The organism is Plantactinospora sp. KBS50 (assembly GCF_002285795.1).
In the GTDB taxonomy this organism is placed as follows: domain Bacteria; phylum Actinomycetota; class Actinomycetes; order Mycobacteriales; family Micromonosporaceae; genus KBS50.
This window is the reverse complement of record NZ_CP022961.1, coordinates 461642-482415: the sequence shown is the minus strand read 5'-3', so window position 1 is coordinate 482415 and position 20774 is coordinate 461642. Positions and strand designations below refer to the sequence as shown.

Here is a 20774-nt window from a genome sequence, read left to right as displayed (position 1 = left end):
GGTCGCGTCGCGACCGGGACCCCTGTTGCCGGGTCGGACCAGGTACGTCGCAGGGATCGACTCACCCGGTTGTGGTCCGCCGGACGGCTGGTCGATGCCTCGTCCGGACGACGTCGCTATTACATCGAACGACGTGACCATCAAAATCTTGCAATAAAACGACGCGTGGTACTTCCCATGGTTCCCACCGGTGTCTAGGTTCACAGAAGTCCCACAAGATGGGGCCGATCCGGCCGGTGTCAGCCTCCCCCTTGGCGCCGGCATCCCCTACACCGGAGGTACCACGTGCGCAAAGTCGCAGTGGGGCTACTCGGGTTGTCGTTGACCGCGACGGGTGTGGCGTTGGGCCCGTCCGCGATGGCGGCGCCCGTAAGCAAGGCAGCGGCCGTGACACCGGCCGCCGCCGACGCAGCCCCGCAACGGGATGAACTGCCCAACCCGCTTGAGGACAAGCGGCGCGCCCTGCGCCAGGAGGGTCTCACCAGCGTTCTGAACGGTGAGTCCAAGGCCGAGAAGCGGAACGGCAGCACCGTCGTCAAGGTCGGCGAAACCGCTGGCTCCGGCATCGCCGGTAAGGGCGCCCGCGCCCTCGTCGGCGGCAAGACGGCCAAGAAGAAGAAGGACCAGTACGTCGAGCTGGCCCGGGAAAAGACGGACCACATCTTCGTCATCCTGGCCGAATTTGGCAACGAGCGGCACCCGAACTACCCGGACCAGGACACGGACCCGAACACGCCCGGTCCCACCCGGTTCGACGGGCCGCTGAACAACGAGATCCCGGAGCCCAACCGCGCGGTGGACAACACCACCGTGTGGCAGCCGGACTATGACGCCGACCACTACCGGCAGATGTACTTCGGCACCGGTAAGGGCGTCGAGTCGCTGAAGACCTACTACGAGACCCAGTCCTCTGGGCGGTACAGCGTCGACGGCGAGGTCACCGACTGGGTCCGGGTGCAGTACAACGAGGCCCGGTACGGCCGCTCCAACGGCTACCCGTGCGGCTCCAGCGTCTGCAACAACGTCTGGGCGCTGGTCCGGGACGCCGCGAACCAGTGGGTCGCCGACCAGAAGGCACAGGGCCGCACCGACGCCGAGATCGCCGAGGACGTCAAGCAGTTCGACCAGTGGGACCGGTACGACTACGACGGTGACGGCGACTTCAACGAGCCGGACGGGTACATCGACCACTTCCAGATCGTGCACGCCGGCGGCGACCAGGCCGACGGTGACCCGTACCAGGGTGAGGACGCCATCTGGAGCCACCGGTGGTACGCGTACGGCAGCGACATCGGCCGCACCGGCCCGGCGGACAACCCGCTGGGTGGCACCCAGATCGGCGACACCGGCCTGTGGATCGGCGACTACACGATGCAGCCCGAGAACGGTGGGCTGAGCGTGTTCTGCCACGAGTACGGCCACGACCTCGGTCTGCCGGACGACTACGACACCAACGGTGCCGGTGACAACGCGGTCGAGCACTGGAGCCTGATGGCCCAGAGCCGGCTCAACGCCAAGGACGACCAGGCTCTCGGCACCCGCCCGGGAGACATCGGCGCCTGGCAGAAGCTCCAGCTCGGCTGGCTCGACTACGAGGTGGTCGTCGCGGGCCAGAAGCGCACCCTGAACCTGGGTCCGCAGGAGTACAACTCGGCCAAGGCACAGGCCGTGGTCGTACCGCTGCCGAAGAAGTCGGTGACGACGGATCTCGGCGCACCGTTCGAGGGAAGCAAGCAGTACTTCTCCGGCAACGCGGACGACCTGAACAACACCATGACCCGGGAGTTCGACCTCACGGGTGCGACGTCGGCGTCGCTGTCCATGAAGGCGCGCTACTCGATCGAGGAGGGGTACGACTACATGTACCTCGAAACCTCGACCGACGGCGGGCAGTCCTGGACCGCGATGGACGGCACGGTCGGTGGTGAGGCGTTCGACCACGACGCCAGCGGCACCCCGGCGATCGACGGCTCCAGCGGTGGCGCCTGGGTCGACCTGAACGTTCCGCTGGACTCGGTGGCGGGCCAGAACGTGCTGTTCCGGTTCCACTACCGCACCGACGGTGGCGTTTCCGAGGGCGGCATGTTCGGCGACGCCATCACCGTCACGGCCGACGGCTCCACCGTCTTCAGCGACGGTGCCGAGTCGGACGCCGGGTGGGCCCTCAAGGGCTTCTCCGTGGTGGGCGCGTCGGTGACCAACCTGTACGACAACTACTACATCGCGGGCAACCGGTCCTACGTCTCCTACGACAAGTACCTCAAGACCGGTCCGTACTACTTCAGCTACATGAACAGCCGGCCGGACTACGTCGACCACTACCCGTACCAGCAGGGTCTGCTCATCTCCTACTGGGACACCTCGCAGGTCGACAACAACGTCAGCGACCACCCCGGTGAGGGCCTCAACCTGTACATCGACGCGCACCCGCGCCCGATCTACAACCTCACGGGCAACCCCTGGCGGGTCCGGGTGCAGATCTACGACGCTCCGTTCAGCCTGAAGAAGGCGGACTCGTTCACCCTGCACATCAACGGCCAGCCGCAGTACATCCGCGGTCAGGACGCACAGCCGTTGTTCAACGACACCAAGAACTACTTCGACCCGGCGCTGCCGAACCACGGCGTCAAGCTGCCGGCGGCCGGAGTCAAGATCAAGGTTCTTGAGCAGAACGGCACCTCGATGAAGATCCGCATTTCCTGACCCACCGCACCAGGCGACGCCCGGGACCGCACGCCGGTCCCGGGCGTCGCCCTTTGCCGCGGTGGGAACCTCTGGGCTGGTCAGAGCGTCAGAACAGCATGTCGTTCAACCGCCGCATCATCTCCGGCTCGGTGGCGCCGCTGCTGGGCCTGGGCCTGGCCGTCGCCGGCTGCGCCGGCCCGAAGGGGGACGCCGTGCCGCGAAGCAGTGCCGTGCCGTCCAGCAGCGGTACGCCGTCCAGCAGCGGTGGACCGGAAGGCGCGCGGCCGTCGGCGGAACCGAGCGGCCCGTCCGACCCGACGTCCCCGGCCGGTCCCCCCGCCTCGACCAGGCCGCCGCTGTCCAACCCCGTCCCGCCGACGATGGGTCCGGCGGGCAAGCCGCCGAAGGACCCGACCGACCGGATCCCGGCCGACACGATCGGCGGCTGGATCACCCGGGGCGGCTCCGGGCCGTGCTACGGCCTGGTCGACGACGACGGTGTCGAGTACGCCCTGCACGGCACCGGCGCCGGAACGCTGGCCGTGGGCACCCGGGTGGTGGCCACGATCGGGCCGGCGCCCGCGGACGTCGACTGCGGGCCGGGCCGACCGGTGCAGCTGCGCAGCGTACGCCGACTCACCTGAACCCGGAGCCGGCGGCGGTGATCACCCGGACGTTTCCCTGGTCCGACCCGTAGGACCCGGGCCGCCGTCGATCCCGGCACCTAGGCTGTCGGGCATGAGCGAGCGAATCGTCCGGCTCGACGCGGTGGACGAGTCCTGCGTGCTGACCGACGGCCCGTGGACCCATCGCTTCGTGGGCGCCAACGGCAGCCGGTTCCACGTGGTCGAGGCCGGCACCGGCCCGATGGTGCTCTTCCTGCACGGCTTCCCGGAGTTCTGGTGGGCCTGGCACGAGATCCTGCCGGCCGTCGCCGATGCCGGGTTCCGGGCGGTCGCCGCGGACCTGCGGGGCTACGGCGCCAGCGACAAGCCACCGCGCGGGTACGACGGGTACACCCTCGCGGCCGACGTCGCCGGGCTGATCCGGGGGCTGGGCGAACGCTCGGCCACCGTGGTGGGGACCGGCGCCGGCGGCATGCTCGGCTGGGCCGCCGCCGCCTTCCACCCCACCCTCGTACGCCGGCTGGTGATCCTCGGCGCACCGCATCCGCTGCGGCTGCGCACCGCGATCTTCGCCGACCCCCGCGGACAGTTCGCGGCCGCCACCCCGACGCTCCGGTTCCAGCTTCCCCGGTACGAGCACGTGCTGACCCGCAACGACGCCGCGCTGATCGGCGAGATCCTGGCCCGCTGGGGCGGCGCCGACTGGGTGCACGGTCCCTCGTTCGCGGGGTACGTCGCACGCTACCGGGAGGCGATGCGGATCCCGCAGGCCGCGTTCTGCGCCCTGGAGGGCTACCGCTGGGCGTTCCGCTCGGCGCTGCGGCTGCACGGCTACCGCTTCGTCAAGCTCATGCAGGAGCCGATCGTCACGCCCACCCTCCAGTTGCACGGCGCGCTGGACGGGGCCTCGCTGCCGCGCACCGCGCAGGGCTCGGGCCGGTACGTCATCGCCCCGTACGAGTGGCGCCTGCTGGACCGGGTCGGCCACTTCCCGCACCTGGAGGTCCCGGATCTGGTGCTCGGCGAGGTGCTGCGCTGGGCCAAGTCCTGACGGTCGGCGGACGGCCTGACGCCGGCCGGCCGGCGCACGGCCTGACGTTGGCCGGGCGGATGGGCGGACGCTGGCCGGGCGGATGGGCGGACGCTGGTTGGGCGGATGGGCGGACGCCGGGCGGCTCCCGCGGGTCAGACCCGGTGCTCCTGTAGCCCGGTCACCTCGGCGGCCCGCGCCCAGCCCTGGTACACGCCGTACTCGAAGGCTTCCAGGCCCAACGCCTGCGCCACCGGCCAGCGACCTCCGATGTACTCCAGCCGCAGCCAGCCGTCCTGCGCGGCGAGCACGATGAACGGCTGGCCGTGCCAGGAGCAGACGGTACGGACGTACACCAGCTCGGTGACCTCGCCGGCCGGCACCACCCGCGCGTACCGACCGGGCTCGACCTCGGTGAAGTCCTCGGCCGGCTCGCTCAGGTAGAGGCGTACCCGCTCCCCGTCGGGGCTGGCGTCGTACTCCCGGTCCCGCCACCGGGCCAGGTAGCCGTCCCGGATCACGACGGCACCGCCGGGATCCAGCCGAGCAGGTCGGTGTCGAGCGTCGCCACCAGCCGCTCGGTGCCGTCGGCGGCGACCCGCCAGAGCTGCGCGCCGTGCGGCAGCCGCACGCTGTCCAGCTTGAACTCCGCGATCACGTTCCGCCCGTCGCCGGGGGCGAACCCGTTGCCGCGGAACGGCGGGCGCTCGACCATCCAGCCCTGTATGGCCCGCATCGCCTCGTCGGTCTGGCCGCCGAACGGGACCCGGTACAGGTCCGGCCGGTACGCGGGCCAGCGCAGCAGGTAGATCTCCCCGGCGTCGCGGTCGAACGGGGAACCCGGGTGGTGCAGGCCCAGCGCCGCGTACAACTCGGCCGGCGTGCGCAGGTGCGACACCTCGGCCGCCCGCTGCACGAACCCCGCGACCCGGTCGTAGCCGCGCTCCAGGTAGTAGCCGAGCTGGCTGGGTGCCACGGCCTTCTGCATCAGCACGGGTGGGGCGGGCGCGGCCGGCCCCGCCGGCTCCGGCTCCTGTGGCGACGGCCCCGGTCCCGCCGCTGCGCCGGGCTCGTCCTCCAGACCGGCCTCGCCGGCCCAGTTCGCCAGCGCCAGCACCTGCTCGCCGGGCAGTTTCGCGCCCACCGGGGTGCCCGGGTTGACCGCGAACGACCACGCCGGGTCGGGCCACCGGCGGATCAGCTGCACGAACGAGACGGTGGTCAGCGGGGTGTCCGGCGGCAGATGCTCGGCGAGCCGTTCCGGCGAGGTGAAGACGACCACGAAGCGCTCCTCACCCAGCGGCTCGGTGCGCCACCGGAATCCCGGCTCGCCGGGTACCGCGCCAGCGGTCGACGCCGGATCGACCGGCAGCAGCACCCGGGCCAGCAGCAGGGTGGACAGGAAGGCGTCCGTGCTGCCCTGCGCCGCGGCGTCGTACAGGCGCTCCTCGACGTCGTTGGCGGGGGTGAACTCCTCGTCCGGCGGCTCGGCTACGCCGGGATCAGCGGCGTGATGGCCGCCCGGATCGGCGGCCGGGTCGCCGCCGGCCGCCCCGGCGGGATCGCGGCCGGGATCGTCGGCGGACGGGATCGGTGCCGGTTGCGATGTCGGTTGGGATGTCGGTTGGGATGTCGGTGCCGTCGGCACCGCGCCGTTGGCCGGTTCCGGGTCCCCGAGCGCCGCGCCCCTCGCCGGCCGCGGGTCGGTCGGTCCGGGCTCGGCGGGTTCCGCATCGGGCCGGCCGCCGGTTTCCGGCCGGAACTCGTCGACCAGGGCGCCATCGATGATCAGCGGGCGTCCGCCCTCGTGCCCCGCCGGCGCGGCCGGCCAGGACGGCTCGGCGAACCCGACCTGCTCGACGGCGGTGGCCACGCCCGCCGGTGCACCGTCCGGCACCGGCTCGGCCGCGGATGCGGCCGGTGGCACGAGGGGCGGCGGCGCGGACGGTGGTGGTGCGAAGGGCGGTGGCACGAGGGGCGGCGGCGCGGACGGTGGTGGTGCGAAGGGCGGTGGCGCGAAGGGCGGTGGCGGTGGGCCGAAGGATCCGTCCCGCTGACCGGCCGGCTGCGGGGGCCGGGACGACGGCGGACGGGACGATGCGGGTCGGGCCGGCTGCGGCGCCGGCCAGTGCTGGCCGTTGCTGTTCTCCGCCGCCCGGCCCCGCGGGCTCGGCTGGACCGCCGGGTCCGGCGGGTATGGCGGACCGGACTGGACCGCCGGGTCCGGCGGGTGCGGCGGGTGCGGCGGACCGGACTGGACCGGCGGGTTCGGCAGGCCGGACTGGACCGCCGGGTCCGGCGAGCGGGGGCGGACCAGCGGGTCCGGCGGGCTCGGCTCGACCGGGCGGGCCTGCGCGGCGGCGGCGTCAGCCGGACCGGTCGAGCCGCCCGCCGGACCCGACAGCCGCACATCGCCGCCGGCCAACTGCGCCACGAACCAGGCCGGCAGGTAGCTCTCGATCGGCAGACCGGGGTTGACCGCCAGCCACCATTGCTGGCTGGGCCAGCGGCCGGCCAGTTCGGCGTACCGGATCCGTCGGGTCGGACCGGCATGCTCGCCGAGGCAGGCCGCGGCCGCCGCGGCGGAGGTGAACGCCAACACGTGGGTCCGGCCGTCGGCGGTCCAGGTGCCCCAGCCGGCCTCCTGCCCGGCCAGTACCGGCAGAAACAGCTCGGACCGGGACAGAACCAGGAAATACCGCTCCTGATCCTCGTCCCGGAGCGCGTCCCGCAGGGCGTCCTCCGCCTCGGTGGCCGGCTCCCAATCGGTCACGGCCACCCTCCCTTCGATCGAAGAAGCCGCGGGCCTCGCATACAACCTACAAGGGACGAAGCATGATCATAATTGTAGGACGGTTAAGTCCTCGGACACCGCCACCAGGCCCGTAGCGGTAACATGCCGTGCCGAATCCGACACGTTGCGGGAGGTGCGATGCCCTCGCTGCGCACCGTCACGGCAGCCGCGGTGATCCTGGCGGCGGCCGGCTGCCCGGCCGGTGCGGCGCCCGACCGGCCGCCGGGTTCCCCCTGGCTCGCGGGCCACGCGGCCGGCTCCGGCTGTGCGGCCACCACATCGACGCCGACGCCGGCACCGGCCCTGACACCGACCCCGGCTTCCGCCCTGGCACCGACCCCCAGCGCGGGAGCGGTCGGCGGGATCCCCTGGACACAGCTGCGCTATCCACCCGACCGGCTCGCCGCGCTCGCCACCGGGCGAGGCGTGACGGTCGCGGTCATCGACTCCGGTGTGGACGCGACGTACCCGCAGTTGGCCGGCCGGGTGCTGGCCGGGACCGACTTTCTCGACCCCGGCGGCGACGGCCGCCGGGACTGCGTGGGTCACGGTACGGCCGTGGCGAGCATCGTCGCCGCCGCGCCGCGTCCCGGCTCGGCCGTACGCGGACTGGCGCCCGATGTCCGGATCCTGCCGGTTCGGGTGAGCGAACAGCAGATGGTCGACGGCCGGACGTCCGGCCGGGCCGGCACCCCGGACCAGTTCGCCCAGGCGATCCGCTGGTCGGTCCAGCACCATGCGGACGTCCTGAACCTGTCGGTGGTGCTGTACCGGGACGACCCCGCCGTGCGGCAGGCGGTGCGCTACGCGCTCGCGCACGACGTCGTGGTGGTGGCCGCCGTGGGCAACCTGCACGAGGAGGGCGACCCGCGGTCGTACCCGGCCGCCTACCCCGGGGTCATCGGGGTCGGTTCGATCGGACCGGATGGCCGGAGGTCGTCGTTCTCGCAGGTCGGGCCGGACGTCGACGTGGCGGCACCGGGTGCCGAGGTGACGGCCGCCGCCGGCCCGCACGGCGCCGGCCCGCACGACGGGACCAGCTACGCCGCACCGTTCGTCAGCGCCACCGCCGCGCTGGTCCGGCAGTACCGGCCGACACTCAACGCCGTCCAGGTGGGCGAGCGCATCCTGGCCGGCACGGACCCGGCGCCGGAGGCCGGTGCCGGGTACGGCGCGGGCGTGCTCGACCCCGAGCGGGCGATGACCGAACGGCCCGGCGCCCCGGCGGCGGCCCGGCCCGACGTACCCGTGCCGGCCCCGGACCACGACGCGGCCCGGCACTCCGCCCGGCGCGCGGCGGCCCACCGCGCGGCGCTGCTGGTGGCCTCGGTCGCCGTCCTGGGCGCGCTGCTGAGCGTCGCGGCCGCGGCCGTCCTGCCGCGCGGCCGGCGGCGCCGCTGGGCGCCGCCGGAGGGCCGCACGGACCCGCCCGACCGGGACCGCTAGGGCGCGTGCCCACCGGTCTGCCCCACCCGTCCCGTTGATCGAGGCGTTTGTGGCGCCCGAAAGTCCGTCAGGCGTTCAAACGCCCTGGCCAACGGGGCAGGGAGCCGGGTCAGCCCGGCGCCGGGTCACTGGAACAGGCTGGCGTTGCGCTTCTCGGTGCTCAGGTAGTCGGCCGCCGACTCGTCCACGGCCACCTTGATCTCGCCCAGCATCTGCCGCAGGTCCTGCGCGGCGGTGCGCCACCGGGTCTGCCGCTGCTCGTACGCCGCCTGGGCCGGCCCCTCCCAGGTGGCCACGAGCGGCGCGGCGTCCCGCTCCAACTGCGCCAGTTGGGCGTCCAGGGTGTTCACCGCCCGCTGGATGTCGGCGCTCGCCTGTTGCAGCGCCGGAAAGCTGACGATCAACTGGTCGTCGTGCATGAGCCGCGCCTCCTCTGCCTCGTCACAGCGGTAGCTGGATGCCGCGGCCGGCCCGGGACACCCGGCTGGCCACCGCGCCGTCGGTGCTGTCGTACTGCTGGCCGGCGGTCCGGATGGCGCCGGCGGTCTCCCGCAACGCCCGCTGGATCGCGGCCTGGTCCCGCGACCACTGCTGCTGGACCTGCTCGAAGGAGCGGCCGCCCGCACCCCGCCAGCTCTGCCGCAACCCCGCCAGCTCGGTCAGCAGGCCGCTCAGCATGGCCTGCAACGCCTCGTCGGCCCGCTCGAACCTCGCCGCGGTCTGCCGCAGCACCTCGGCCTCGGCCCGTGTCTGGGACATGCGCCCACCCCGCTTCCGCGCCCGGATTCCCACGCCGGCACCGCCGGCCGGGCTCACCCAACGTCATCGGTCGATTTCCCGTGGCTGACGGTATCCGGTCGTGAGTACGGCCGGTAGCCCCCCGGGTGCCGCCTGTGGACAACGCCGCCGACCCTGTGGACAACCGGACCGGACAACCGGACCGGCCGACCGCCGGCCGACCACGGGACTTGCCGACCACGGGACCGGCCGACCACCGCTCAGCGGCCGGCAACGCGTGACCAGGCCGGCAAGCGTGACCAGGCCGGCAAGCGTGACCAGGCCGGCAAGCGTGACCAGGCCGGCAACGCGTGACCGAGCCGGCAAGCGTGACCGAGCCGGCCGCCGGTCAGGGACCGGGAGCGGGCGACCGGGCCGCCTGCGGCTCCAGCACCGGACCCGGCGGCAGCAACGCCAGCACGGCCGCCGGCAGTTCCACCGGTCGCACGTCCCGGTAGCCGAGCATGGCCAGCACGTCCGGGTCGGGTACCGCGTACCGGCGGCCGAGGTCCGTGACCACGCAGACGGCGCCCCCGGACGCGCCGGGCGCCGGCATGGCCCGGACCACCGCGCCGCCGCCGGCGGGCACCGCCACCCGATCCGCCCGGACCTCGCCGGCCGGGTGCGGACCGGCGTCCACGCCGTCGGCCGCCCCGGGTTCGCCGGCATCGATCCGCAGTTCCGGCGGCCCGGCCGAGCCCGGCTCGATCCGGCCGCAGAGCGTCGCGCCACCGGTGTCGACCAGGTCCGGCGCGCTGGCCGGCGGCGCCATCCCGCCCTGGGGAACCAGGTCGGGCCGCTTCGGCGCGGCGGCGAACCGGCCCTGCGCCAGCACGGTGGGCTCGGCCTGCCCGCCCGCGGTGAGCAGCAGGTCCGCCTGCAACGCGGTGATCGTGGCGAGCCCGTCGGCCGCGGCGACCGCGTACTGCCGGGCGCCGCCCTGGGTCTGCACCACGAAGACCTCGCCCACCGCCGCACCCGGCACCCGGGACGGCCGTCCCGATCCGCTCAGCGGCACCGGCGCCAGGTCCGCCCCGGGCGGCAGCGCGGCCAGCAGGGCCGGTGCCACCGGCACGGCGCGCCGGCTGCTCCAGGCGAACGCCGCCAGCACCAGGTCCGGGTCGCGGATCAGGTGGTGGCGACCGTGCCACAACAGGTGCAGGCTGCCGTCCGGATGCCGGGCGAGCACACCGGCGTCGCCCAGCGGCCGGCCGAGCGGCGGCCGGCCCACCCGCACCACCGAGGCCGGCGCCGCGCCTGTCGCGTCCGCGGCGGCCGAGCAGACCGCCCAGCCCTGGCCGGTGAGGCGGTCGGCTCCGGGCAGCGAGTCGGGGGCGCCGGCCAGCCCGAGCGGGGTACCGCGCGGCACGTCCCGGATGGACCGCCGGGAGACCAGGACGGTACGCGGTTCGGCGGACCCGACGATGAGCAGCGCCGAGGCGTAGTTGAGCACCGGGTGCAGCCGCTCGCCGCGGTAGACGTACCGCGCGCCGGTCTCCCGCTCCACGATCACCGCGGTGCCGTCCCGGTACTGGTCGGCGCCGCCGGTCGCGACGCCGTAGAGCGCGGCGACGCCGAGGCCGATCCCCGCGACCAGCAGGCCGGCCAGGGCCGCCGAGGCCGACCGGCGGAACGGCGAGCGCGCGGGGTCGGTCTCCCGGACCACCAGCGCCGCCACCATCCGCTGGACCACGAACTGGTACGAGTGCAGTTGGTCCTGCCGTGCCGGCATCGCACCCTCCCAACGACTCCGGCCAATACGATAGGCCGCAACGGTCGACGGTGGGCGACCGGCCGCACACGGATGGCAGCCGCGTGGACGCACATCCGGGCAGGTCCGCCGGTTGGGCCCGTTGGGACCTTCTGACCTGGGGGGCTGCATGGCACCATGCCGGGCATGGGTTTTCTGAAGGGAATTCTGGTCCGCCTGGTGACCACCGCGATCGCCTTCTGGCTGGCCACGTTGGTGATTCCGGGAATCGACCTGACTACCGACTCCAATGTGGACAAGGTGACCACGTTGCTGTTGGTCGCGATCATTTTCGGGGTGGTGAACGGCGTACTGCACCCCATCATCAAGACCGTGGGCTGCGGCCTCTACCTGCTCACCCTGGGCCTCATCGCGCTGGTGGTCAACGGGCTGCTGTTCCTGCTGACCAGTTGGATCGCCGGCCAGCTCGACCTGCCGTTCCACGTCGAGGGCTTCTGGCCGGCGGGCGTGCTGGGCGCGCTCTTCGTCGGCGTGGTCACCTGGGTGCTCGGCCTGATCATGGATCGCGACTGATCCTCGCCGCCGATCCGCCGATCCGGTCCGCCGATCCGATCCGCCGGGTCGCCCGTCGGCGGGCGGATCGGATCGGCGGATCGGCGGATCGGCCCGGCCGGCGGCCAGCAACCGGGAGTCGGTTGCCGGCCGCCGGCCGTGACCCCCACCACAAGCAAGGAACGAACCGAATCTGGCCCCTTACGGTGGTCGTCATGACCGAGTTGGGGCGCGGGTACCTGTACGGCTTCGCCGCGTACGCGCTGTGGGGGTTCTACCCGCTGTACATCAAGCTGCTCCGGCCGTCCGGCCCGGTGGAGATCCTGGCGCACCGCGTGGTCTGGTCGGTCGTCTTCGTGGCCCTGGTGCTGGCCGCGCTGCGCAACTGGGGCTTCCTGCGCCGGCTGTTCGCGCGGCCCCGGGCGGTGGCCGGCATCGCGGTGGCCGCCACCCTCATCGCGGTCAACTGGGGCACCTACATCTACGGCGTGAACTCCGACCGGGTCGTCGAGACCGCCCTCGGCTACTTCATCAACCCGCTCGTGGTGGTGCTGCTCGGCGTCACCGTGTTCCGGGAACGCCTGCGCCCGGCCCAGTGGGTCGCGCTCGGGCTGGGCGCGCTGGCCGTCGCCGTGCTGACCGTGGACTACGGCCGGCTGCCGTACCTCGCCCTCACCCTGGCGTTCACCTTCTCCGGGTACGGGCTGGTCAAGAAGCGGCTCGCGCTGCCCGCCGCGGAGGGACTGTTCGCCGAGTCCGCCATGCTCGCGCTGCCGGCGCTGGCGTACCTCGGCTGGTTGCAGTGGCGCGGCACCGGCACGTTCGGGCACGGTCCGCTGCCGCACAGCGGGCTGCTCGTACTGGCCGGGGCGGCGACCGCCGTACCGTTGCTGATGTTCGCCGGCGCGGCCAACCGGCTGCCGCTGACCGGGCTGGGCATGTTGCAGTACCTCACCCCGGTCCTCCAGCTCGGCTGCGGCATCCTGGTCTTCCACGAGCCGATGCCACCGGCCCGGCTGGTCGGCTTCGCCCTGGTCTGGCTGGCCCTGATCGTCTTCACCGTGGACGGCCTGCGGACCGCGCGCCGGCGGTCCCGGATCGTCCCGCTCGCCGGGACCGCCCCGGAGGCCGCCGCCGCGACGCCCTGACCGACCCGCTGCGGGCCGGTCAACGGACGTCGTAGCCGAGCAGCGGGGTGCCGTCCTGCCGCTGGAGTTCCAGCCGGGTCAGCTCCGGGCCGGACAGCCGGGTGGCGCCGGTGAGCGTGACGTCGTCGCCGGGCGCCGCCAGCCACGAACTCACCTGCTCCCGGGCGCCGTCCGCGCCGATCGCGACCAGCCGGAAGGTACGCGTCTCCGGGTAGTCGCCGGTCGCCGGGTAGCGGCAGTGCATCGTCACCCGGCTTCCCCAGGCGGTGCTGGTGACGGCCACCTCGGCGGTCACCGGCCCGGCCCCGCGTACCGGCCGCATCGCCGCCAGCGGCACGGTCGAGGCGCTCGGCGCCGGCCGCGCGGCGTCCCCGGCCAGCCGGGTGACGCCCAGCCCGAACACGAGGGCCAGCCCGGCGGCGGCGAGCACCGCACCGGCGTACCGCATCCGGGTCCGGCGGCGGCTGCGGCGCCGGTCCGCGCGGGCCGCCGCGATCAGGCCGGGCAGCCGCGACTGCGGCTCCGGCGGCCCGGCGATGCTCTCCAGGCCGGCCGGGTCGAGCCGGCCGAGCAGGCCGGGCAGCACGGCGATCTCCGCCACCGCCTCGCGGCACTCGGCACAGCCGGCGAGGTGCCGCTCGTACGCGGCCCGCTCCGCCGGGGCGAGGGCACCCAGCACGTACGCGCCGTCGTCGTAGATGAACTCGCAGCTCGTCACCGGGTCACCCCCATCTCCGCCAGCACCAGCCGCAGCGAACGCAACGCGTAGTGGGTACGCGACTTGACCGTGCCGGGCGGCACGCCGAGCCGGGCGGCGGCCTCGGCGACGGACCGGCCCAGGTAGAAGCACTCGACCAGGACCTCCCGGTGGGTCGGGCTGAGCCGGCCCAGCGCCTCGGCCACGGTCCACGCCTCGACCGCCCGGTCCGCCTCGTCCGGGCCCTGCGGCGGTTCCGGCAGGTTGTCCGTGACCACCTCGCCGACCCGGGAGCTGCGCCGCCGCCAGGCGTCGATGGCGAGGTTGCGTGCGGTCGTGAACAGCCACGCCCGGACCGACCCGCGGCCGGGGTCGAGCGCCTCGGGGTGCCGCCAGGCGCGCAGCAGGGTCTCCTGGACCAGGTCCTCGGCCCGCTGCCGGTCGCCGCCCACCAGCCGCAGCGCGTGCGCGAAGAGCGCGTCGGCGTGTTCGTCGTGCAGCGCCCGCAGCAGTTGGGCGTCGAGATCGCTGATGACCGGCACTCCCTCCGCTCGTACCGCGCCCCGTATCCGTTCTCTCGTACGCGGTCAGCAGCGGAAAGGTTCAGCCCGGGGCCGGTCGCCCGGCGGGATCGCGGCCGGTCACGCCTCGGTGGCCAGCCCGTCGGCGACCGAGCGGGCCACCGCGATCAGCTTCGCCCGGACGATGCGCGCCGAGGTCATCATCTCGGCGGCCGGCAGCGCGCAGGCGAGCACCACCCGGCGTTCCATCTCCTTCTCCGGGGTGACCAGTACCGCGGCGCAGGCGACGCCCTGCCGGAACTGGCCCATCTCCACCTGCATCCCCCGGCGGTCGCCGGCCGCGATGTCCGCCTCGAACGCCTCGGCGCCGGTGAGGGTGGCCGGGGTGAACGGGCGCATGCCGAACTCCCGCAGGTAGCGGAGTCGCTGTTCGGGTGTGAGGGTGGCCAGCAGCGCCTTGCCGAGCGCGGTCGCGTGGGCGCCCTCGTCGAACCCGGGCACCAGGTCCTCCAGGTACGGCGAGCGCGGCCCCTCGGCGACCGCGCTGATCGCCACCTGGCCGCCCACGAACCGGCCGAGAAAATGGCTGTAGCCGGTCTCCACGGCGGCCCGGCGCAGCGCCTCGCCGACCGGCGGCGGCCCGCGGAACGCGGTCACCAGTTCGCGGTACCGGTCCGCCACCTCAAGCCCGACGATGTACGTACCATCCTCGCGCCGGATGACGTACCCCTCGTACGCGAGTGTGCGGACCAGGTGATAGGTGGTGGCCACGGTCAGCTCGCACCGCCGCGCGATCTGTTTCACGGTCAGCCCTTTGGGGGCCCGGCCAACCGCCTCCAGCACCCGCAGCGCCCGCGACACGCTGCGGATCAGGTCCGAAGGTTCTGCCAAGGGGTCGCGCACAACCACCTCCGCCGACGGGTACTTACACCATATGTAAATCCGGGCGTCTGCGAAATGCCCGGATGGGATCGAGGATGCCAGATCTTATCGCGACGGTCAGTACCGCGACAGATACGAAGGGTTCATCAGAGCGAGAAAGCGTAGAGTCGATCACGATGACCACCGCCGACCGCCGCTCCCCCCGCAGCGCGTCCGGCCGGCCCGTCCAGCCCGTCCGGGTGGCCGCCGGCGCCGTCGCCACCACGGTCGCCTGCGTCGTACCGGTCTTCCTGGTCGGCGGGCTCGCCGTGCAGATGGGCCACGAGCTGCGGTTCTCCCCCGCCGGCCTGGGACTGGCCGTTTCGGTCTACTTCGGCGTCAGCGCGCTGGCCTCGGTGCCGTCCGGCACGCTCGTGGAGCGGTACGGCCCGGCCGTGGTGGCCCGGTCCGGCATCCTGCTCGCGGCCGGCGCCCTGCTCGCGATCGGGCTGCTGGCCCGGTCGTACGCGCTGCTGGTGCTGCTGCTGGCGATCAGCGCCGGCGCCAACGCGCTGGGCCAGCTCGCCAGCAACATGTCGCTGGCCCGGCACGTGCCGGCCGGCCGGCAGGGGCTGTCGTTCGGGGTGAAGCAGGCCGCCATCCCCATCTCCACCCTGCTCGCCGGCGCCGCGGTGCCCACGGTGGCGCTCACCGTCGGCTGGCGCTGGGCCTTCGTGGTGGCCGCCGTCGCGGCGCTGACCGCGCTGCCCGCCGTGCCGCCGGACGGGCGCGGCCGGATCGCCAGGGCCGAGCGCAGCGGCGGCCGGGCCACCGTGGCGCTCGCGGTGCTCGGCCTGGCCGGCGCCCTGGCCTCGGGCGCGGCCAACGCGCTGGGCACCTTCGTGGTGGACTCGGCCGCCGACCGGGGCCTCTCGCCCGGCCTGGCCGGCCTCACCCTCACCTTCGGCAGCGCCGTCTGCGTCCTGGCCCGGGTCGGCTCCGGCTGGCTGGCCGACCGCCGCGCCTCGGGGCACGTCGCCGTGATCGCCGGCATGCTGGTGGTCGGCGCGGCGGGACTCGGGCTGCTGGCGGTGGCCGGCGTCCCGTCCATGGTGGCCGGAATCACACTCGGCTTCGGCCTCGGCTGGGCCTGGCCCGGCCTGCTCAACTTCGCGGTGGTCCGGCTCCATCCGCAGGCGCCGGCCGCGGCCACCTCGATCACCCAGACCGGGGTGTACGCGGGCGGCTGCGTCGGCCCGCTCGGACTGGGTGCGGTCGCCGGCCACCTGGGCTACCCGACCATGTGGGCGGTGGCGGCGGTGAGCATGCTGGTGGCGGCCGGGCTCATGCTGTCCGGCCGGCGTCTCCTGCTGCGCGTCCGGGCGGCACAGGCCGCTGCGGCCCGGCCGAGGGTGGCACACGCCCGGTAGCCGGCCGGTGGTCGGCCCGGCGCCCAGCGGCGCGACCCACGGTGGACGGCACGGGGTAAGGAGGACGACGGGCGAAGAAGGTGGCCGGCGGGGCGCCCAGCGGCGCGGTGGCCGGCTCAGCGGCCGGTCGGCGGGGGTCAGCCGGTGCGGTCGGCGATGAAGTCGCAGAGCGACTCCAGGGCCCGCCGCGGCCCACCCGCGGGCAGCGGTTCGAGACGCTCCCGGGCGTCCTCGGCGTAGCTGCGGACCGTCTCCCTGGCCCGCTTCAGCGCCGGCGACTCGCGCAGCAGCATCAGGGCCTCGGCGTGCAGCGCGTCGTCGGTCACCGGGCCGGCCGCCAGGATCTCGCGCAGCCGCACCGAGGCGGCGTCCCGGTCCTCCGAGGCGAGCGCGTAGAGGACCGGCAGGGTGGGCACGCCCTCCCGCAGATCGGTACCGGGCGTCTTGCCCGACTGCATCGACTCGGAGGCGATGTCCAGCAGGTCATCCGAGAGCTGGAAGGCCATCCCGATCGTCTCGCCGTACCCGCCCAGCGCCTCCACGAGGTGCCGGTCGGCGCCGCCGTACAGCCCGCCGAAGCGCGCGGACGTGGCGATCAACGAGCCGGTCTTCTCGCTGATCACCCCGAGGTAGTGGGCCACCCGGTCCTCGCCGTCCCGCGGGCCGACGGTCTCGGCGATCTGCCCGTGCACGAGCCGGGCGAAGGTGCGGGCCTGCAACCGGACCGCCTCCGGCCCCAACTCGGCGGAGAGGTCGGCGGCCCGGGCGAACAGGTAGTCGCCCACCAGGATCGCCACCGAGTTCGTCCACCGGGAGTTCGCGCTCTGGGCGCCGCGGCGCACCGGCGCCTCGTCCATCACGTCGTCGTGGTAGAGCGTGGCCAGGTGGGTGAGCTCCATCACAGCGGCGGCGGTGACCACCTCGGGCCGGTCCGGCACGCCGAACTGGGCGCTCAACCCGACAAGCATCGGCCGGAACCGCTTGCCGCCCGCCTCGACCAGGTGCCGAGCCGCCTCGGTCACCATCGGATCCGCGCTGAGCACGGTGTTGCGGAGCCGTTCCTCCACGGCCGCCAGCATCGAACGCAGCGAGGCTTCGACCGCCGGATCGACGAGGTCGATGCCGACCCCCTCGAACGGCGCGGCCGGCCCCGCCGGCTGCCCGCCGGCCCCGGCTGCGCGTTGCTCCCCCGGTCTCACCACGTCTTCAACCATGCCACACCCTGCCGACCTCGCCAGGTGGGGGCGCCGCGCAGGTGACGGGCGCCTCCCGCATGCCGGGGACCCGATCCGGTGGGCGGTGGACACCGCCCACCCGGTCGGAGTCGATCATCGTACGAATTCCGCCGCACCGTTGGCGAGGTCCAGCAGCGGGGCCGGTGCCACGCCCAGGACCAGGGTGGCCAGCACACCGATGGTGACGGCCGCACCGGTCGCCCAGCCCGGCAGCGTCACGACCGGGGTGCTCTCACCCGGCTCGGACAGCCACATCATCACGACCACCCGCAGGTACGGGAAGGCCAGCAGCATGCTGGTCAGCACGCCGGCGATGACCAGCCAGGTCTGCCCACCGTCCAACGCCGCCCCGAAGACCGCGAACTTGCTGGTGAAGCCGCTGGTCAGCGGGATGCCGGCGAACGCCAGCAGGAGGAAGGTGAACAGCCCGGCGTACAGCGGCGAGCGGCGGCCCAGCCCGGCCCACCGGGACAGGTGGGTGGCCTCGCCGTCGTCGTCCCGCACCAGGGTCACCACGCCGAACGCCGCCAGCACCGTGAAGCCGTACGCCACGAGGTAGAACATCGTGCTGGACAGCCCGTCCTTGGACAGCGCCAGCACCCCGACCAGCAGGTAGCCCGCGTTCGCGACCGACGAGTAGGCCAGCAGCCGCTTGATGTCGGTCTGCGTCACCGCGAGCACCGCGCCGACCAGCATGGTGAGCACGGCGATCGCGCCCAGCACGGGAGTGAAGTCCCAGGCCGCGCCCGCGAACCCGACGTACAGCACCCGGAGCAGGCCGCCGAAGGCCGCCACCTTGGTGCAGGCCGCCATGAAGCCGGTGACCGGGGTGGGCGCGCCCTGGTAGACGTCCGGGGTCCAGACGTGGAACGGCGCCGCGGCGGCCTTGAACAACAGCCCGATCGAGACCATCGCGATGCCGGCGAACAGCAGCACCGGGCTGGCCGAGGAGTCCCGCACGGCCGCGTGGATGGTGGCGAAGTCCACGCCGCCCTGCCCGGACCGGCCGTTGCTGACGCCGACCGTGAAGCCGTACACCAGCGCGATGCCGAACAGGAAGAACGCCGAGGCGTACGCCCCGAGCAGGAAGTACTTCATCGCCGCCTCCTGGCTCAGCAGCCGCCGGCGTCGGGCCAGCGCGCAGAGCAGGTAGAGCGGCAGCGAGAAGACCTCCAGGGCGATGAACATCGTCAGCAGGTCGTTCGCGGCGACGAACAGCAGCATGCCGGCCGTGGCGAACATGGTCAGCGGGTAGACCTCGGTCGCGCCGCCGCCGCTCTGCCGCCGGTCCGCGGCCGAGTCGATGACCACCGCCGCGTGCGGGACGAACGCACCGCCGCGCTCCACCGAGCGCTCGCCGATCAGCAGCAGCGCGAGCAGACCGAGCGCCAGGATGGAGCCCTGGAGGAACAGCGTCGGCCCGTCGACCGCCACCGCGTCGCCGACGGTGATCGTGCGGGCGTGCACGTTGCGCAGCACCATGGCGCCGGCGGCGAGCAGGCCGAGCAGGCCGAGGGTGAGCTGCACCGGATGGCGCAGCCGGCGCGGCACGAACGCCTCGACCAGGATGCCCAGGCAGGCCACGCCGAAGAGGATCAGGATCGGCGCGAGCGCCGAGTAGTTGATCGCGGGGAACTTCACATCGCTCACCGGCTGGCCTCCTGTACGTTGCCGACCGTCGGTGCCGGGTCGGTCCTGCCGACGTCCTGCATCGTGGCCTGGACGGCGGGGTTGATGACGTCGGTGACCGGCTTCGGATAGAAGCCGAGCAGCAGGAGCAGGGCGATCAGCGGCGCCACGACGACCTTCTCCCGGAGGGTCAGGTCGCGCCGCATGTCCGCCGACTCGGTCAGGGCCGGGTTCAGGGTGCCCTGCGTGGTCCGCTGCACCATCCACAGCACGTACGCCGCCGCCAGGATGATGCCGGCGGTGGCGATCACGGCCACCAGCTTGTTCACCGTGAAGGTCCCCAGCAGCACCAGGAACTCGGAGATGAACGGCGCGGTGCCGGGCATCGCCAGCGAGGCCAGACCGGCGAAGAACAGCACGCCGGCCAGCAGCGGCACCAGCCGGCCGGCGCCGCCGAAGTCGCGGACCATGGCCGAGCCGCGGCGCGCCACCAGCATGCCGACCACCAGGAACAGCAGGCCGGTGGCGAGGCCGTGGTTCAGCATGTAGAGCACCGCGCCGGTGCCGGCCTGGGTGGTGAAGGCGAAGATGCCGACCCCGATGAAGCCGAAGTGCGCGATCGAGGTGTACGACACCAGCCGCTTGAGGTCGTTCTGGCCGATCGCGAGCAGCGCCGCGTAGATGATGCCGATGACCGCCAGCGCCAGCGCCCACGGCGCGAACCAGCGCGACGCCTCGGGGAACAGCGGGAGGCAGTAGCGCAGGATGCCGAACGTGCCGACCTTGTCGAGCACGCCGACCAGCAGCGCGGCCGCACCCGCCGGGGCGGCGCCACCGGCGTCCGGCAGCCAGGTGTGGAACGGGAAGAACGGTGCCTTGATCGCGAAGGCGACGAAGAAGCCGAGGAACAGCCAGCGTGCCGTGTTGGTGTTGATGTCGGCGCTCAGCAGCGTCTGCCAGTCGAACGTGTGCCCGCCGACGACCCAGAGGCCGATCACGGCCGCCAGCATGAACAGGCCGCCGACCAGCGAGTAGAGAAAGAACTTCACCGCCGCGTACTGCCGCTGGTGGCCGCCGTAGCTGCCGATCAGGAAGTACATCGGTACGAGCATGACCTCGAAGAACACGTAGAACAGGAACACGTCGGCGGCCGCGAAGACGCCGATCATCGTGCACTCCAGCGCGAGCAGCAGTGCGAAGTAGACCGGGACGCTGCGCTTGGATCCCTCGGCGTCGTGCCAGCTGGCCAGGATGACCAGCGGGACCAGCACCGCGATCAGCATCAGCATGACCAGCGCGATGCCGTCGGTGGCGAAGGTGAAGTTCACGCCCCAGCGGGGGATCCACGTGTACGACTCACGCAGTTGCAGCCGGTCGCCGTCGGCGGAGAAGGCGATCCAGGTGAAGATGGCCAGCACCAGGACGGCCAACGACCACCCGAAGGCGACCTGCTTGGCCAGGTCCGGCCGGGTGCGCGGCAGGAACGCCACCACCAGCGCGCCGACCAGCGGCGCGACGGTGAGCACCGAGAGGTAGGGAAAGTCGGACATGATTCGGCCTTACCTCTTCTCGTCGCTGATTCGCGCAGAACCCGCGATTCGCCCGGAAGCCGCGCTCACCGCGCTCATCGCG

The 20774-nt window shown here is 73.3% G+C and carries 18 protein-coding genes; 7 read left to right on the top strand and 11 right to left on the bottom strand.

All coding sequences use genetic code 11. From position 1 onward, the window contains the following. The first annotated feature begins 300 nt into the window (after positions 1–300). From CIK06_RS02180 to CIK06_RS02165, 3 genes are all read left to right on the top strand, one after another. Entirely contained in the window at positions 301–2703 is a 2403-nt protein-coding gene (locus CIK06_RS02180) for an immune inhibitor A domain-containing protein (protein ID WP_095563395.1), read from the top strand. 98 nt (positions 2704–2801) lie between these two features. Continuing rightward, positions 2802–3329: a hypothetical protein gene (locus CIK06_RS29065; RefSeq protein WP_157756566.1), complete on the top strand. Its 528-nt coding sequence runs from the start codon at positions 2802–2804 to the stop codon at positions 3327–3329. A 94-nt stretch (positions 3330–3423) separates the two neighbouring features. Beyond that, on the top strand, positions 3424–4362 hold the full coding sequence (locus tag CIK06_RS02165; protein WP_095563392.1) for an alpha/beta fold hydrolase: 939 nt from the start codon (positions 3424–3426) through the stop codon (positions 4360–4362). Between the two features lie 134 nt (positions 4363–4496). Here CIK06_RS02165 and CIK06_RS02160 read toward each other — a convergent pair whose 3' ends face one another. Together CIK06_RS02160 and CIK06_RS02155 are read right to left on the bottom strand one after the other, a co-directional pair. Continuing rightward, positions 4497–4862: a hypothetical protein gene (locus tag CIK06_RS02160; RefSeq protein ID WP_095563391.1), complete on the bottom strand. Its 366-nt coding sequence runs from the start codon at positions 4860–4862 to the stop codon at positions 4497–4499. Then, positions 4859–7114 (bottom strand): SseB family protein, encoded by a 2256-nt coding sequence (locus tag CIK06_RS02155; RefSeq protein WP_095567500.1) that lies wholly within the window; start codon positions 7112–7114, stop codon positions 4859–4861. The genes CIK06_RS02160 and CIK06_RS02155 overlap by 4 nt, the downstream gene beginning before the upstream one ends. A gap of 159 nt (positions 7115–7273) precedes the next feature. Between CIK06_RS02155 and mycP the strand changes: the two genes are divergently transcribed. After that, the gene (mycP, locus tag CIK06_RS02150) at positions 7274–8581 is read left to right on the top strand and encodes a type VII secretion-associated serine protease mycosin (protein ID WP_095563390.1); all 1308 of its coding nucleotides are present in this window, start codon (positions 7274–7276) and stop codon (positions 8579–8581) included. A 125-nt stretch (positions 8582–8706) separates the two neighbouring features. Here the strand turns inward: mycP and CIK06_RS02145 are convergent, their stop codons facing one another. From CIK06_RS02145 to eccB, 3 genes are all read right to left on the bottom strand, one after another. Then, positions 8707–9000 (bottom strand): WXG100 family type VII secretion target, encoded by a 294-nt coding sequence (locus CIK06_RS02145; RefSeq protein ID WP_095563389.1) that lies wholly within the window; start codon positions 8998–9000, stop codon positions 8707–8709. 22 nt (positions 9001–9022) lie between these two features. Further along, on the bottom strand, positions 9023–9340 hold the full coding sequence (locus CIK06_RS02140; RefSeq protein WP_095563388.1) for a WXG100 family type VII secretion target: 318 nt from the start codon (positions 9338–9340) through the stop codon (positions 9023–9025). A 367-nt stretch (positions 9341–9707) separates the two neighbouring features. After that, a complete protein-coding gene (gene eccB, locus CIK06_RS02135; RefSeq protein WP_095563387.1) occupies positions 9708–11090 on the bottom strand; it encodes a type VII secretion protein EccB in 1383 nt (460 codons plus the stop codon). Positions 11091–11255: 165 nt separating this feature from the next. Between eccB and CIK06_RS02130 the strand changes: the two genes are divergently transcribed. Both CIK06_RS02130 and rarD read left to right on the top strand, forming a co-directional pair. After that, positions 11256–11642, top strand: coding sequence for a phage holin family protein (locus CIK06_RS02130; protein ID WP_095563386.1), 387 nt, complete (start codon positions 11256–11258; stop codon positions 11640–11642). Between the two features lie 194 nt (positions 11643–11836). After that, positions 11837–12769 carry an EamA family transporter RarD gene (rarD, locus tag CIK06_RS02125; protein ID WP_095567499.1) on the top strand — a complete coding sequence of 311 codons (933 nt, stop codon included), beginning with the start codon at positions 11837–11839 and terminating at the stop codon, positions 12767–12769. Positions 12770–12788: 19 nt separating this feature from the next. Here the strand turns inward: rarD and CIK06_RS02120 are convergent, their stop codons facing one another. From CIK06_RS02120 to CIK06_RS02110, 3 genes are all read right to left on the bottom strand, one after another. Next, entirely contained in the window at positions 12789–13487 is a 699-nt protein-coding gene (locus CIK06_RS02120; RefSeq protein WP_095563385.1) for an anti-sigma factor, read from the bottom strand. Then, positions 13484–13978, bottom strand: coding sequence for a sigma-70 family RNA polymerase sigma factor (locus CIK06_RS02115; protein ID WP_232534229.1), 495 nt, complete (start codon positions 13976–13978; stop codon positions 13484–13486). Before CIK06_RS02115 ends, CIK06_RS02120 begins: the two co-directional genes overlap by 4 nt. Positions 13979–14107: 129 nt before the next feature. Continuing rightward, positions 14108–14890, bottom strand: a complete 783-nt coding sequence (locus tag CIK06_RS02110; RefSeq protein ID WP_095563384.1) for an IclR family transcriptional regulator — start codon at positions 14888–14890, stop codon at positions 14108–14110. Between the two features lie 155 nt (positions 14891–15045). Here CIK06_RS02110 and CIK06_RS02105 point away from each other — a divergent pair, with 155 nt between their 5' ends. Beyond that, positions 15046–16278, top strand: a complete 1233-nt coding sequence (locus tag CIK06_RS02105) for an MFS transporter (RefSeq protein ID WP_095563383.1) — start codon at positions 15046–15048, stop codon at positions 16276–16278. Positions 16279–16415: 137 nt separating this feature from the next. On the opposite strand, the gene CIK06_RS02100 is transcribed toward CIK06_RS02105, so the two are convergent. The 3 genes from CIK06_RS02100 to CIK06_RS02090 all read right to left on the bottom strand — a co-directional run bounded on the left by CIK06_RS02100 (position 16416) and on the right by CIK06_RS02090 (position 20692). Then, positions 16416–17492 carry a polyprenyl synthetase family protein gene (locus CIK06_RS02100; protein WP_095563382.1) on the bottom strand — a complete coding sequence of 359 codons (1077 nt, stop codon included), beginning with the start codon at positions 17490–17492 and terminating at the stop codon, positions 16416–16418. A gap of 114 nt (positions 17493–17606) precedes the next feature. Beyond that, positions 17607–19163 carry an NADH-quinone oxidoreductase subunit NuoN gene (gene nuoN / locus CIK06_RS02095; RefSeq protein ID WP_095563381.1) on the bottom strand — a complete coding sequence of 519 codons (1557 nt, stop codon included), beginning with the start codon at positions 19161–19163 and terminating at the stop codon, positions 17607–17609. Further along, positions 19160–20692 carry an NADH-quinone oxidoreductase subunit M gene (locus tag CIK06_RS02090; protein WP_095563380.1) on the bottom strand — a complete coding sequence of 511 codons (1533 nt, stop codon included), beginning with the start codon at positions 20690–20692 and terminating at the stop codon, positions 19160–19162. The genes nuoN and CIK06_RS02090 overlap by 4 nt, the downstream gene beginning before the upstream one ends. Positions 20693–20774 lie beyond the last annotated feature (82 nt).